Raw genomic sequence first — 14,453 nt, 5'->3', positions numbered from 1 at the left:
ATATACTTATTGGAGGTTAAAATGAATTTTCACGAATATCCTAACTCATATTTTAAAGCTGTAGCTATTAAAGTTGAGAACATAGAGAAGTCTCTAAAGTTTTATCAAGAAATGATTGGATTTCAAGTGCTTGAACAATCAAGTCATCAAGTGATTTTAACTGTAAAAAACAGCAATACCCCGATATTAACCATCGAACAGCCAGAAACTGTGGTACCCAAAGAACAAAGAAGAACTGGACTATATCATTTTGCGATCCTCTTACCAGATAGAGTATCATTGGCGATGGTATTAAGGCATCTACTTGAAAATCGTTATCCACTTCAAGGGGCATCAGATCATCTTGTTAGTGAAGCCCTCTATTTAGCCGACCCTGATGGAAATGGCATCGAAATTTATGTTGACCGTCCTTCAACTTCTTGGGAATGGTCTGGCGAAGATGTGGTTATGGACACCATTCGGTTAGATGCCGAAAATTTACTCTCTCTAAGTCAAGAGACGAAATGGTCAGGCCTATCAGAAGGTACAATTATGGGACATATTCACCTTCATGTATCAGAATTACAAAACTCAAAAGAATTTTATACAAAAGGGCTAGGCTTTAACGTAGTAAATCAAATCTATGGCGACTCTGCATTATTTCTTTCTACAGGAGGGTATCATCATCATATTGGAATAAATATATGGAATGGCAAGGGAGCGCCACCGGCTTCAGAAAACAGTGTCGGATTAAGCTCATTTACCGTCCAGTTACCAAATGTAGTTGTTCGTTCGGAAATAGTACAAAGGGTAAAACAATTAGGATACAACGTGACTAATGAGGGAACATCCTTTATGGTAACAGATCCTTCAGGAAATAACATAAAACTAGAAATTTAGTGCAATGGAAAAAGTTATCGACAAAAGCTCGGTAACTTTTTTTGAATAGGGCGATGAAAGTAGAGTCCTTAAGTGTGGAATGTGCGGAGAGCCACTTGACTCCTGCGGGATCTAGTGGTCTCGTGAGACCCCACAGGAGCCCCCTGGCGACGAGGAGGCTCACGGACCACCCCGCGGAAAGCAAGTGGATCGCAGCACATGGAACTCCACTAACTAAGTATTTTCAAGGTAGACCTTTTAAGTAAAATAGTATTTTACATTAGTTATTGATATCGCTATCATGGAAGTAAATGGTGATTTCAACCAATAAAACGTAAAGGTGAAAATATATGAAATGGTTAGCTAGTATTCTAATTTTCTATCTGATATTATTCGGTTTTTCGCTACAAACCTATCAAACTCAAACTTCAAATCCAGTTGTAACTGACGCAGCTAAGCTACTACCTACACGCATTAAAGAAATAAAACCAAGTACACCAGCAACAAATCTCCAAGCGATCATTACGGATGCAAATCTTAATGGCGATAAAATTTCAATTGCTGGTATGCAGCACAGTCAAGGGGGACATACATATTACCCGAATGGAATCATGTTAGATATGAGGGGGTATAACAAAATCCTCAATTTTAACCCTAAAGAAAAAACGATTACTGTTCAAAGTGGCGTTACATGGGGAGATATCCAAGAAAAAATAAATCCCTATGGGTTGGCAATTAAGGTAATGCAATCTCAAAATATTTTTACAGTAGGAGGATCAATTAGTGTAAATGCTCATGGGCGTGATATCAGAAATGGTTCTCTTATAGATACAATTCAATCCATGAGACTAATGAAAGCAGACGGATCAATTGTAACAATTAGTAAGAACGAACATCCTGAATTGTTTTCCCTAGTTGTTGGAGGATATGGCTTATTTGGTGTAATCTTAGATATTACCTTAGAGCTAACCGATGATGAACTTTATGAGATTAGAACTAAAACAATTGATTATAAAGAGTACACGGATTATTTTTATAATGAAATAGCTGATAGTCATGTTGTTAAAATGCATCTCGGAAGAATATCTGTTGCCCCTGACACATTTTTACGAGAAATGTATGTTACAGATTACCTTTTAGCAGAAAATCAGTCTCAATCACCCGAATATAGTGAGTTAAAAGGAGATGACGTTATTGCTCTTCCTAAATTTTTGTTAGGCCTATCTAGGTATAGTGATTGGGGTAAGAACGTCTTTTGGGATACCCAACAGATGTATATGGAGAGGCTAAATGGTTCACTTGAAACGCGTAACAATGTGATGAGATCTCAAAGTACGTTCATGGAATACGAGCATAGTAAGAAAACCGAAACACTTCAGGAATACTTTGTACCGGTTGAGCATTTCGCAGCATATATCGATGACCTTAGAGAAGTATTAAAAAATGAAGACTTCAATTTAATAAATATTACACTAAGGTATGTAGAACAGAATGAACATGCAGTATTGTCGTATGCAAAAGATGACATGTTTGCTTTAGTCTTATTAATAAATCAAGGCAAATCAGAACAAGAAATTCATAAAACGGGGGAGGTAATTCGGAAAATGATTGATGTTACCTTGAAACATGGAGGTAGTTATTATTTGCCTTATTATCCATACCCAACAGATGAACAATTGAAGGAAGCCTATCCAAGAATCAATGAGTTCTTTCAATTAAAAAAGCAATATGACCCTAATCAATTATTTATGAATTTATTTTATGAGGAGTATAAACAATGACATTTAGACGTTTTATGCTTTCACAAGGATTAATCATGATGGCGAGTTCTATGATTTTTCCATTCTATGTGCTGTTACTAAGAAATGTAGGAGATAGTTACTCACAGTTTGGGTGGGCGTATGGGCTTTTTGCATTAACTGCTGCACTATCTTATCCATTGATTGGTCGATTTTCTGATAAACTGGGAGATCAAACCTTACTTCAAATCTATTGCTGGTCCATGGCATGTTTATTATTGTTTTTCCCAATTGTTACGGAAGTTTGGCAGATTTATATGTTACAAGTGCTCATGGGATTTTTGGGTGCTGTCCAGAAGAATACGGAGAAAACTTCTTTGGCGCGATCAGTTGAAAAAAAGAGTGCAGGGCAGGAAATTGGAACCTATCATTTATGGACTTCTGTCGGAGCTGCCATCGCCATCATTTTAACTGGATATCTAGTGGATTTTATAACCATTGGTAGTATCTTTTATTTGGCATCATTCATTTATGTGATTAGTGCCTTAGTGTTGTTCCGGAGGAAAAAGATTAATCTGAAAAACTCCCAATCTTTTAGTAGTGATCTTTAATTTACATTTAACATACAGGGAATGGTGGACTGATTCATTTGGTAGAACGACAATATGGGATGGATAGGTTACGCGTAATAGCAATGATGGGTGTTTTATTATTTCATTGTGCAATGTTTTTTAATACATGGGGATGGCATGTGAAAAATCCAGAAGTCACAATTTTTTTTGATCTTTATAGTTACTTATTTGGGTTATGGATCATGCCTTTATTTTTCTTAATCTCTGGATTTGCGGTTTACTATTCTTTTGGAAAAAGATCAATAGGTAAATATGTACAAGAAAGATTTGCTAGGTTGTTTATTCCATTAGCTTTTGGCGCTTTGATTTTATCACCTCATCAAGTTTACATTGAACGTTTCACGCATGGTGAATTTGAGGGAACATTTATTGATTTTCTTCCAAGTTATTTTAGTGGGTTTTATGGGATTAACGGTAACTTTGCTTGGATGGGACTACACTTGTGGTACGTATTAATCTTATTCATTTTTTCATTAATAACCATACCGTTATTTAAAAGGTTAAAAGTACTTAACCTATCATCAAAAAAAGTTAGTTTGCTAAAGCTTCATCTTTATGCAATTCCAATCCTACTTTTACAATATTGCTAGATCCTTCTTCAATTTGTCTTACTGATTTTGGTGGATGGAATTTATTGATCTATTTAACTCTGTTCATTTATGGATTTACTTTGTTTACAAAAAAAGAGGTTCAGGATGGAATAAGGGAATATGGAAAGACCTTTTTGTTTTTATCTGCTATAACCATTATTGGTTTTTTAGTTTGGTATTATTATTTCGGATATCCTTTATTTTCTACAAATGAATACATTTATTTTGGTCTATTAAAAGCGTTGTGCTGTTGGTATTTGTTACTTTCACTTATGTATATAGGCTTTGTTCACTTAAACCATCAAACAGAAGGACTAGCGATTGCCAGTAAGTTACTAATGCCGTTTTACATTTTACACCAGCCTATCATCGTTGCAATTGCTTATTTACTTAGGAATTCTCACATACATGTAATTGGAAAGTATAGTATACTTGTTGTTTTTTCAGCTACTTTAACTATTTTAATCAGTCATTTTATTGTTTTAAGATTAAAATGGTGTAGGTTTTTATTTGGGGTAAAATAGCTAAGTTTCTATCTCTCCGACCACTCGGGGATATCGTTGGCACAGAAAGCAAAAATCCCAGAGCGGAATAAGTATTAGCATTTAACAACTTGTATTGTTAAACTAAGGGGAAAATTGAAGATGATTGGTGGTGCATGAAATGGATCACATCCAGGAGTTAAAAAGGAAACAACAGGACTATTTCTCCCAAGGAGCAACTAAAAGTGTACAGTTCCGCATGAAAGCTCTAAAAACCCTAAAGCATCTGATTATTAGTAATGAGAAAGCCCTAATGAGTGCATTAAAAGAGGATTTAAATAAATCAAACTTTGATGCTTATGTAACAGAAATTGGGATTTTGTTGGAAGAAATTCGTTTTACAATGAAACACCTTAAAAAATGGGCTCAACCACGAAGGATTAAATCTTCTTTGGCCCAATTTGGTTCAAAAAGCTATATTTATCCAGAACCTTATGGAGTTGTTTTAATCATTGCCCCTTGGAATTATCCTTTTCAGTTAGCTATTGCACCATTAATTGGAGCGATAGCTGCAGGAAACTGTGCGATCCTCAAACCATCGGAGCTCACGCCGCAAACTTCAAAACTTCTCGGAAAACTAATTTCTGACTCTTTTCCGAAAGAATACATATCGGTTATTCAAGGGGGAGTGGAGGCAAGTCAAGCTTTATTAAGGGAAAAATTTGATTATATCTTCTTTACAGGTAGTGTTCCAGTTGGGAAAATAATTATGGAAGCAGCAGCAAAGCATCTTACACCTGTTACTTTGGAATTAGGTGGTAAGAGTCCTTGCATTGTACATAAAGATTCAAATTTAAAAATAGCAGCCAAAAGGATCGCATGGGGTAAGTTTATGAATGCAGGACAAACCTGTGTTGCCCCTGATTATTTATATGTTCATGAAAAAGTGAAGGAAGAATTTCTAAGCTTATTAATAAATGCTATTGACGATATCTTCGGGGAAAATATATTTGAAAGAGGAGAATACACTAGAATTGTAAGTCCCAGACATTTTAATCGATTAATTTCGTTTCTTTCAGATGGTAAACTAAGTTATGGTGGACAATATGATCAACGTCTTTTAACAATTGAGCCGACGATATTGGAGGATATAAATTGGGAAGATGAGGTCATGAAGGATGAGATATTTGGTCCTATTTTACCGATATTAACGTATTCAGACGTAAACAACATGATTAAAGAAATAAATCAACGTCCAAAACCACTTGCTCTTTACGTATTTTCAGAATCAGATGAAATACAACAATTTATATTGGACAAAATTTCATTTGGTGGTGGTTGTATCAATGATACAGTGTACCATCTTAGCTCACCGTATTTACCATTTGGTGGTGTAGGTGAGAGTGGGATTGGAGCTTATCATGGAAAAGGAAGCTTTGATGTGTTTTCTCATGAAAAAAGTATATTAAAGCAAACAACTTTATTTGATTTGCCTTATCGTTATCCAAATACCAAAGATGCCTTGAAAAAAATCAAGCGTCTAATTAGATAAATAGTAGATAAAACGTTAAATAGTGATGTACATCACATCTTTTTGAGAGCTGTTTTGATATATTAATTTTATTAACTTAGTGTAAATGTTGTTAAGTTAATACTTACCTACATTTAAAATAAGGAGTGAATACATATGTCAGAAGAAACATCGTATGAAAAACTAGGTGGGGAAGAAGCGATCAGTAAGGTTGTTGATTATTTCTACTCTGAGTTAGTTTTGAAGGACCCAACAGTAAATCAATTCTTTGTTAATACAGATATGGAAAAACAACGTCGTCACCAAACGAAATTTATAAGCTTTGCATTAGGTGGACCAAACCAGTATACCGGTACATCCATGGCAAAAGCACACACAGGAATGAATATTCAACCTGAGCATTTCCAAGCAATTGCCACACATCTTCATGATGCTTTAGCGCATTTTGGTGTGAGTGAGGCTGATATTAACCAAGTAATTGCTAAGGTTGCTACACTTAAAGACGATATACTTTATAAGTAAATTGATGATTCAAAAACCCCTAGTATTATATAACGGGTTCCGTTGATGGGGGAAACAATACGATCAGCAAATGAAAAGACCAAATAGCATAGCTATTTGGTCTTTTCATTTATATTCAAGTCTTGATTTAATGGGATTTAACCTTAGAACTAGCTCGCTTTTAGTATTTCCGGCACATATTAATTAATATTCAGTGTCCAATTTTCTTTGCTAAATTGCCTGAAAAATATATATAAATATAGGAAGTTTTATCATTAATCAAGTGATCAAAGATCCTTAAAATAAGGGGATATTTTTCCTTTAAACTGCAGAATATGGCTTGGAAAAGGGTAATTAAGGGGAATTTTTCCCCTTAAGAAGACCACAATCACCCTATTTTCACGTTTTTTTGTAAATAGCGGGAAATTTTACCTCTATTTTACCTATTTTCAGTCCCATGTCCTTATTTAGGGAAGTTTCTCCCCTTATTTTATCAGCGCATTCCTTCATCTGAAGCTGAGGGTTTCCGCTGTTTATGGCCGGGTGGGACCATGAATTAAGAATCCGAACGGATGTTATGTTATAAGTAAAAAAGCTCGGTACATGTACCGAGCTTTTTGCTATTTCTGGTGTTAATCGGGTTGTTAAACCATATGCATTTACCTTTGCAATTTCTTTGTTAGATCCCATCTTCTCCCCCGCAAAGGAACCTGTTAAGTATTAAATAGGGGTTTTTTATATTTTAGCTAAAATTTTCCTTTTAATATATATATCCATTGGTTAAGATTATTTTACTAGTAATTTCATTTTCTTCAAAAGGAGGTTTTCTATATGGATCTTGAAACACTTAAAAATAACGTTTCTTTCTTTAAGACCGCCAATCACATTAAACGACTAACTAAAGGATTTTCACCAGATCATAAATACATAGTTTCTGACCAAAATGGAATAAAATATTTATTCCGAACAGCTGACCTAGAACATTTTGAGAGGAAGAAACTAGAATTCGAGATAATGAAAGACATTGAAAAACTCCGTGTCCGTTCACCAAAAACATATGAAATAGGTAAAATAAAAGACTTAGGTATATGTTATTATATTCTCTCTTATATCGAAGGAGAAGATGCAAGAGACAAGTTACCTGAATATAGTGCAGAGATTCAGTACAAAATTGGGTTAGAAGCTGGAAGAGATTTAGCTAAGATGAATACATATCCAGCACCATCTTTAATACTAGAATGGAGCGAGCATATCTATAAAAAGTATAATAGATATTTAGAAGCGTATAAAACATGTGGGATTAAATTAAGAAATGATGAAAAAATCATACATTTTATTGAAGAAAATAAACACTACTTAATGGGTAGACCTAATTGCTTTCAGCATGATGATTTTCATGTTGGCAATATAATTGTTATTGACGAAAATTATGCAGGGGTCATTGATTTTAATCGTTTTGATTGGGGTGATCCTATTTTTGATTTTGTTAAAGTTGCATTATTTAGTAGAGAAATAAGTATTCCTTTTTCAATTGGTCAAATTAATGGCTATTATGAGGGTGAAATTCCTGAAAATTTTTGGAGACTTTACTCTATTTATGTTGCAATGAGCATTTTTGCTTGTGTAGTTTGGTCAAAGGATTATACTCCAGAACTGTTAGATGAAATGCTAAATCGTTTATACATGGTGTTAGAAGACCATCGTTATTTCGAGTACACTGAACCTCAATGGTTTAAAGATGGAATAGGTATAACTCAAGAGGTACAATAAATAATAAGGCATATAGATTGGAAGGAGGTATATCAAATGGAGAATCACAATTTTAACATTGAAACCGCCACCTTCGGGTTAGGATGATTTTGGGGCCCTGATGCTCAGTTTGGGCATATACCTGGTGTGTTAAGGACTCGTGTAGGATATTCAGGGGGATCAACTCCCCATCCAACCTATCGTAAAATGGGAGACCATACAGAGACACTAGAAATCGATTTTAATCCAGTTGTTCTTACCTATAGAGAACTTGTAAACTTCTTTTGGAATAATCATAACCCTAATCGAGCTGCTTACAAAGGTCGTCAATATTAATCACTGATTTTATTTCATAACCAACAGCAAAAGGCAGAAATTGAGGAAGCGAAAAATTTGATTGAAGAAAGAACGAAACAACAAATTCAAACAGAGATTTCTCCATATCAAGAGTTTACGTTGGCTGAGGATTATCACCAAAAGTATTATTTGAAAAGGTATCCTGATGCAATCGAAAAGCTAAAAATTCTTTATCCCACCAATGATGAATTTATTAATTCCACTTTAGTAGCCCGTCTTAATGGGTTTGTAAAAGGATATGGTTCACTAACAAATATCAAAGATGAACTAAAGGAATGGGAAATTAATGACATCCTAAGGCTTAGAATGATTGACATAATCAAGTCTATTAAATGGTAACAAAGGCAGTAGGGAGGTGTCGAAATGCTAGAAACTGCAACATTTGCAGGTGGTTGTTTTTGGTATATGATCGAACCCTTTGAAAAAGTAAAAGGTGTAAGTGAGGTAATACTAGGTTATACGGGTGGGAAAGAAGTTAACCCATCATTTAAGAAAGTGTGTTCAGGGGAAACAGGACATTTTCAAGCTGCTCAAATTAGGTTTGATTCAACCATTATTTACTACAGAGAACTCGTAGAGATTTTTTTTCACCAAATCGATCCTACAGATGAGGAAGGTCAATTTAATGACCGTGGACAATGCTTTCAATCGGCTATCTTTTATCATTCCCCCTATCAAAAGCAAATTGTCGAAGAATATATGGTTGAGCTAGAAGTGAGTGAGCATTTCTTAAAGCCATTAGTTACTAAAATACTCCCTGCGTCTTCTTTCTATAAGGCTGATGAATTTCATCAACAGTTTTATATTAAAAATGTTTTTCGCTATAAACTTCATCGTCTGAAATCTGGACGAGACGAGTCGTTAAAAAAGATCTGGAGAAGTGTTGAGCAAGAAGAAATGTTAATGAATCAATTAACACCGCTTCAATATGGTGTGACTCAACTTAATCAAACCGAGCCTCCTTATCAAAATGAATATTGGAATAATACAAAAGATGGGATTTATGTGGACATAATTTCTGGGGAACCACTATTTAGCTCAACTGATCAGTATGATGCAGGCTGTGGGTGGCCTAGTTTTACGAAAGCAATCGAATCTTCTGTTAAGGAAGAAATGGATGTTACACATCATATGGTTAGAACAGAAGTGAGAAGTGTGAAATCAGACTCACATCTCGGACATGTGTTTCCAGACGGACCTGTCGATCAGGGTGGGTTGAGGTATTGCATTAATTCTGCTGCGTTAAGGTTTATAGCTAAAGAAGAGTTAGTAAAAGAAGGTTATCCTCAATTTCTTAGCTTGTTCAATCGTAAGGTTCTATGAATTTATCAAGAACCTTTTTTAACGTTTTCAGAAAAGCGCTGCGACTCCAGCCTATCGGCGAGAAGGATAAACAAGACACAGTTCTGACTAAAAACGAATTCTTTGAATTCAGTTAACAAGGCGCTTTTCGCTCATCCGCCTGAGACTGATTTAGAGCATAGAGCCGATGGTACCTGGAGCTAGACACCAAAACCACGTTGGAATTTATATGTTTTCTTAAATTTCCAGTATTAATTATTAGAAAGGTATACTATTCGAATGAGATAATTTAACTATAACAATAGAAAAGTAAGGGGAGTAACAATGAATAATTATCGAATTGGATGCTTGGTAGATACCGAGACAACAGGTTTAAGTCCTGATTTTGATGAAATGGTTGAAATTGCTATCCTTTTGTTCTCATATGATCATCAGACAGGGCAAGTGATAGAAGTACTTGAAGAACATACATACCTTAGGGAGCCACTAAGTTCCTCAGCTAGAGCAAATTATGATGTCGCTTACCGAGTACATGGTATACCTTTTACGGATGTTGAAGGGAAGGAATTCGACGATTTAATCATACGGGAAGCTTTTCATAGAACTGATTTTATTATCGCGCATAATGCTTCTTTTGATCGAAGCTTTCTTTTTAGAATGTATCCTGAAATTAACGAGAAGAAATGGTACTGTTCAATGAGAAATATAAAGTGGAAAGACTATGGATTTCCGAATAAAAAACTATTAACTCTTCTGAAATGTCATCAAATTTCAACAAGTCAATCACACAGAGCGCTGGACGATATCTTCCAATTATTAGAGTTATTAAAGAGAAAAAATTACAAAGACGAATATTATTTAAAAGAGTTAATGTCTACGAAAGCAATGCGGAAGTACCAGCCGAAGGTGAAGGTGGATTTTCAGCCTTCAGCATCAGGGAAAACATTCTCTTTCTAATATAATATAAACTAAAAATAAAGGGATAAGGGGTGAGCGGTTAGTGATAATTTCCAACAGTGCTAGTGATTTTTTAAAACACCTTATGGAGAAACGTAATAAAACAGGTGTTAGAATTGGATACAATGAAAAAAGTAACTGAGGATTATCGAAGTTTAAATTAACTCTGGATGAGTTAAAACACGGAGATTGTGTGAAGGAAATAAAAGGCTTAAACATTTATTATAGGGAAGATGTTGCTACAAAACTCCATCGATTAGAGATTATCTACGAAAATGGGAGGTTAGGACTAAAAGATAAGAATAATCTTTGTGATAGTTAATGGAGGGAAAAATAATGGATGGTAATTTTCATCGAGCTTTTGGGGTTTATGGTATTTGCGAACAAAATAATAGATTATTAGTCATAAAGAAAAATGCCGGACCATATATTAATCGTTATGATCTTCCCGGGGGGAACCTTGAGGAAAAAGAAAGTCTATCTGAGGCACTAAAAAGAGAGGTATTAGAAGAAACAGGATATAAGGTGAATATAATTAGACAACTTGGAGTTGCTGATTTTGTTTTACCATGGAGTTGGAGAGACTTCTCCCATGTTCATCATATTGCGGTATTTTATGAGGTGGAAATACAGGGGGGAGGAACATTATTCCTGAAAAGTTTGACGGACAAGACTCATTAGGTGCTCATTGGTTGGATATAACAGTGATAAAAAAAGAAGCGGCTTCACCATTGGTGATGAAAGCTATTGAGTGGTTAGAAACAAAGAAAATTGATTTTGAACAAACATTAGCGCCGCATTCCCCTTCAAAATCTGTGATTTAGTGGGGGTTAGGCGCTAAGGTCTTACTCTCCTTGTTCTTGGATATATTTTTTTATGACTTCGATCGTTGCCCCACCAATAATATTTAGAGAGTTCCTTCGGTATGTTCCACCACAAATTACTTTTATTAATGGTGCTTTTGCAGAGGTTGAGGTAGAAAATGGAAAGGGAACAATCATTCAATTTTATAGAGAGTAATATTTAACTTTAAAAAGGGGAGAATCTCAAGATGGGCGTTAAGCTACAAAGAGTTGGCACTACCTATATTCCGGTGAAAAACGTAGAAACATCATCTAAATGGTATATAGAGAATCTTGGAGCAGAATTAACTTATCGTGATCAAGATAAATCAATCATTAATTTAGCGAATCAAAGCTTCTTTTTGGTAAAGGCAAAAGAGAAAGAGACAGCTAATTTTATTGATGATAAAGGTGAAGAGTGCTTCTCAATTACTTTCGAAGTTGATGGACTACATAGCTTAGAGGCACTTTATAAGGACTTTAAGGATAAACAACTAAAAGTTGGTGTTATAGAAAACAGAGGGCATTCTGGTAGAAACTTTGTGTTTTGGGATCTAGATGGAAACCAATTTGATGTGTGGAGTGAGTTGAGTCCTTCTTTTAAAGCAAAGTACAATATTTAAAGTTTGACTAAGCCAAAGTGTATTACTTAAAAAGTGTAGAAGAATGTAAGATTTATCCCTTTCCAATAATAATAATCAATAATTACGATAAAACGCTCAGATGAGCGTTTTATCTATACCCTGATTGTTTCTTATAATTTCTAAAAATCATCCGACTCGCTTTAATCATCCTAATTTTTTTATAGTAATCTTGTAGATTAGCATCACACATCAAATCTACCATATAAATGTCTTCAAGTTGAGCTAACATTCTTAGAATTAACTCTTTGCCTATTCCTTTATTTTTTGATAATCAGGTAATATTTCTAGAAAAGGAATGTAAGCCGATCTTATTAGGCTATACTTCACTGTTGTGGGAAATGAAAATGGATGCCTTAAATAAAGGCATCCATTGAAATCTCCTCCAAAAAGGTCCTTATGTTATGTCTGAGGTGATAATCATGGGTGATAACATGTATAAGTTTTCTTTGATGTCTTAATGCTTCTTGTTGCTACTAACTATTTCTAAGATGTTAGATCATGGTGTGACAGGGCAATTTTGGAGTGGATCTAATAACTATCTTGGACAAATGTCTTACGATCAATACACGAAAAATAAAAGTTAGAATTGTAAAAACTTTATTAAATTAGGCTCTTTTCTGAAAGATTGTTGCTAAATGACCTATTTGCTTTTTTAGGAAACTGGTTATGGGTTAGAAAAAAAAGAGACGTCCATGTGAATGAGTATTTGCACCATGGAGGATGAAAAGTTTTTACACACAGTGTGGAATGAGCGGAGAGCCACTTGACTCCTGCGGGATCTAGTGGTCTCGTGAGACCCCACAGGAGCCAAAAGCGACGAGGGAGGCTCACGGACCACCCCGCGGAAAGCAAGTGGATCGCAGCACATGGAACTACACAACCTAGGTTATTTTCAGGGTAGACCGCAATGCTAATGAAATTCGTACCGTGGTGTATGAAATGTTTACTCCTAAGTGATAAAAGACCTTTCAAAAGAACAAAGTTACAAAAATAGACTGAAATAAAAAAAGTGGAGGATGGTAATGAAGTTTCCAATCATCGATACGGAGAGGCTTTATTTAAGAGAACTAAAGATAAATGATAGAGAGGCGGTATTTAAGCATTTTGCAGAAGAGGCTGTTACAAAATTTATGGATATATCTCCATGTAGCGGGTTACTAGAAGCTGAAGAAATCATCCAATTTCATCTTGATGATTCAGGTTGTAGATGGGGAATTTTTGATAAAATCGAAGATACGCTCATCGGAACTTGCGGTTATCACTGTTGGGATAGTAACAGTATTGCTAAGGCTGAGATAGGATTCGATTTATCAGAGTCTTTTTGGGGCAATGGATACATGACAGAGGCAATTTACCCAGTTATCCAATTTGGATTTAAACAAATGAACTTACAATTAATTGAGGCTACGGTGGTTCCTAACAATGAAAAATCTATCAAATTATTGGAGAAATTAGGCTTTAAAAGAAAAGAAGAACTAGTTAATGGTCTAATGTATTTCTACCTCACAAATGAGAATGTTGATTATTAATAATAATAAAACTCCTATGCTAAATTATTTAGACATAGGAGTTTATATAAAGTAACCTATTTCTTAAAAATACCAAAAGGTTTCCCAACAGGTAATGTAACTCGTCCAAAATGATTATTTAGAACATTTGCTGCAGATCCATAAAAGGATAGTAATGCAATAATTAATTCGGAAACTGCTGCTAACATATGCATTCCTTCACGCATAATTCCAAATGAGCTAAGTGATAGACCTATAAATAAGAAATCAATAAAGACAAAGATAATGAAAAGCACCTTATTCGTCTCCATTGCACCAATTGTCATGTAGATACTAAAAATTAGATAACCAAGAAAGGCTACCCCTAATTGCCGCGGATCGACATCTGCTGCTAAATGCTCACCAAATGCTCCTAATTGGATTAACCAAGACATGCCCACACCAAACCAGAACAGTCCAAATGCCCCAAATGCGGTTGTTCCGAATGTATTATTATGCTTAGCATCTTGCACACAAGCAAAAAGCTGTGCAATTCCGCCTAAAAAGAATGCCCATGGGATAACAAAGGAGAGCCCTTCTGTTAAACCTAGTTTCTGAGATGAAGCGACAAAGGTGACCATAGCTAAACCAAATAGGCCGAGAGCTGAAGGGTCTGCAGTTGTAATTTTAACATGTTGTGTATTCTGATTTTCCATTATTTCCTCCTATAAAAAAAACATACTTAAATAAAATACAGAAAAAATTTTTTTATGTCAATGAAA

Annotated in this window: 17 protein-coding genes and 2 pseudogenes; 15 read left to right on the top strand and 4 right to left on the bottom strand. The window is 35.0% G+C overall.

What is annotated here, in order from left to right:
- The first annotated feature begins 21 nt into the window (after positions 1-21).
- The 7 genes from BK579_RS17615 to BK579_RS17585 all read left to right on the top strand — a co-directional run bounded on the left by BK579_RS17615 (position 22) and on the right by BK579_RS17585 (position 6,354).
- Positions 22-879, top strand: coding sequence for a VOC family protein (locus BK579_RS17615; RefSeq protein ID WP_078547704.1), 858 nt, complete (start codon positions 22-24; stop codon positions 877-879).
- Positions 880-1,208: 329 nt separating this feature from the next.
- Positions 1,209-2,639, top strand: a complete 1,431-nt coding sequence (locus tag BK579_RS17610; protein WP_078547702.1) for an FAD-binding oxidoreductase — start codon at positions 1,209-1,211, stop codon at positions 2,637-2,639.
- Positions 2,636-3,208, top strand: coding sequence for an MFS transporter (locus BK579_RS17605; RefSeq protein ID WP_078547700.1), 573 nt, complete (start codon positions 2,636-2,638; stop codon positions 3,206-3,208). The genes BK579_RS17610 and BK579_RS17605 overlap by 4 nt, the downstream gene beginning before the upstream one ends.
- A 38-nt stretch (positions 3,209-3,246) precedes the next feature.
- Positions 3,247-3,819, top strand: a complete 573-nt coding sequence (locus tag BK579_RS26770; protein ID WP_078547698.1) for an acyltransferase family protein — start codon at positions 3,247-3,249, stop codon at positions 3,817-3,819.
- A 44-nt stretch (positions 3,820-3,863) separates the two neighbouring features.
- Positions 3,864-4,343 carry a hypothetical protein gene (locus tag BK579_RS26765; protein ID WP_078547696.1) on the top strand — a complete coding sequence of 160 codons (480 nt, stop codon included), beginning with the start codon at positions 3,864-3,866 and terminating at the stop codon, positions 4,341-4,343.
- A 139-nt stretch (positions 4,344-4,482) separates the two neighbouring features.
- Positions 4,483-5,853, top strand: coding sequence for an aldehyde dehydrogenase (locus tag BK579_RS17590; RefSeq protein ID WP_078547694.1), 1,371 nt, complete (start codon positions 4,483-4,485; stop codon positions 5,851-5,853).
- 135 nt (positions 5,854-5,988) lie between these two features.
- Positions 5,989-6,354, top strand: a complete 366-nt coding sequence (locus tag BK579_RS17585; RefSeq protein WP_078547692.1) for a group I truncated hemoglobin — start codon at positions 5,989-5,991, stop codon at positions 6,352-6,354.
- 378 nt (positions 6,355-6,732) lie between these two features.
- Here the strand turns inward: BK579_RS17585 and BK579_RS17580 are convergent, their stop codons facing one another.
- Positions 6,733-7,023, bottom strand: a complete 291-nt coding sequence (locus BK579_RS17580; protein ID WP_078547690.1) for a hypothetical protein — start codon at positions 7,021-7,023, stop codon at positions 6,733-6,735.
- A 141-nt stretch (positions 7,024-7,164) separates the two neighbouring features.
- On the opposite strand from BK579_RS17580, the gene BK579_RS17575 reads away from it, so the two are divergent.
- From BK579_RS17575 to BK579_RS17555, 6 genes and pseudogenes are all read left to right on the top strand, one after another.
- A complete protein-coding gene (locus tag BK579_RS17575) occupies positions 7,165-8,103 on the top strand; it encodes an aminoglycoside phosphotransferase family protein (RefSeq protein WP_078547688.1) in 939 nt (312 codons plus the stop codon).
- A 99-nt stretch (positions 8,104-8,202) separates the two neighbouring features.
- A pseudogene (locus tag BK579_RS17570) lies at positions 8,203-8,778 on the top strand (peptide-methionine (S)-S-oxide reductase MsrA); the annotation flags it as partial.
- 24 nt (positions 8,779-8,802) lie between these two features.
- Positions 8,803-9,762 carry a peptide-methionine (R)-S-oxide reductase MsrB gene (msrB, locus tag BK579_RS17565; protein WP_078547686.1) on the top strand — a complete coding sequence of 320 codons (960 nt, stop codon included), beginning with the start codon at positions 8,803-8,805 and terminating at the stop codon, positions 9,760-9,762.
- Between the two features lie 303 nt (positions 9,763-10,065).
- On the top strand, positions 10,066-10,698 hold the full coding sequence (locus BK579_RS17560) for an exonuclease domain-containing protein (protein ID WP_078547684.1): 633 nt from the start codon (positions 10,066-10,068) through the stop codon (positions 10,696-10,698).
- Between the two features lie 193 nt (positions 10,699-10,891).
- Entirely contained in the window at positions 10,892-11,020 is a 129-nt protein-coding gene (locus tag BK579_RS26760) for a hypothetical protein (protein WP_268876505.1), read from the top strand.
- Positions 11,021-11,034: 14 nt separating this feature from the next.
- Positions 11,035-11,522: pseudogene (locus BK579_RS17555) on the top strand (NUDIX hydrolase).
- 21 nt (positions 11,523-11,543) lie between these two features.
- On the opposite strand, the gene BK579_RS26125 reads toward BK579_RS17555, so the two are convergent.
- On the bottom strand, positions 11,544-11,699 hold the full coding sequence (locus BK579_RS26125) for a sugar phosphate isomerase family (RefSeq protein ID WP_204524731.1): 156 nt from the start codon (positions 11,697-11,699) through the stop codon (positions 11,544-11,546).
- A 50-nt stretch (positions 11,700-11,749) separates the two neighbouring features.
- On the opposite strand from BK579_RS26125, the gene BK579_RS17550 reads away from it, so the two are divergent.
- Entirely contained in the window at positions 11,750-12,163 is a 414-nt protein-coding gene (locus tag BK579_RS17550) for a VOC family protein (protein WP_078547682.1), read from the top strand.
- 109 nt (positions 12,164-12,272) lie between these two features.
- On the opposite strand, the gene BK579_RS26120 is transcribed toward BK579_RS17550, so the two are convergent.
- Positions 12,273-12,413: a hypothetical protein gene (locus BK579_RS26120; RefSeq protein WP_204524730.1), complete on the bottom strand. Its 141-nt coding sequence runs from the start codon at positions 12,411-12,413 to the stop codon at positions 12,273-12,275.
- Between the two features lie 793 nt (positions 12,414-13,206).
- On the opposite strand from BK579_RS26120, the gene BK579_RS17545 reads away from it, so the two are divergent.
- Positions 13,207-13,713, top strand: coding sequence for a GNAT family N-acetyltransferase (locus BK579_RS17545; protein ID WP_328589285.1), 507 nt, complete (start codon positions 13,207-13,209; stop codon positions 13,711-13,713).
- Positions 13,714-13,769: 56 nt separating this feature from the next.
- On the opposite strand, the gene BK579_RS17540 is transcribed toward BK579_RS17545, so the two are convergent.
- Complete coding sequence (locus BK579_RS17540; RefSeq protein ID WP_078547678.1) at positions 13,770-14,387, bottom strand: acetate uptake transporter; 618 nt, start codon at positions 14,385-14,387, stop codon at positions 13,770-13,772.
- Positions 14,388-14,453: the final 66 nt, after the last annotated feature.

Source organism: Litchfieldia alkalitelluris (genome assembly GCF_002019645.1).
GTDB lineage: Bacteria > Bacillota > Bacilli > Bacillales > Bacillaceae_L > Litchfieldia > Litchfieldia alkalitelluris.
Note: the sequence above shows the minus strand (reverse complement) of the source record. Positions and strands in the feature narration are given on the sequence as shown.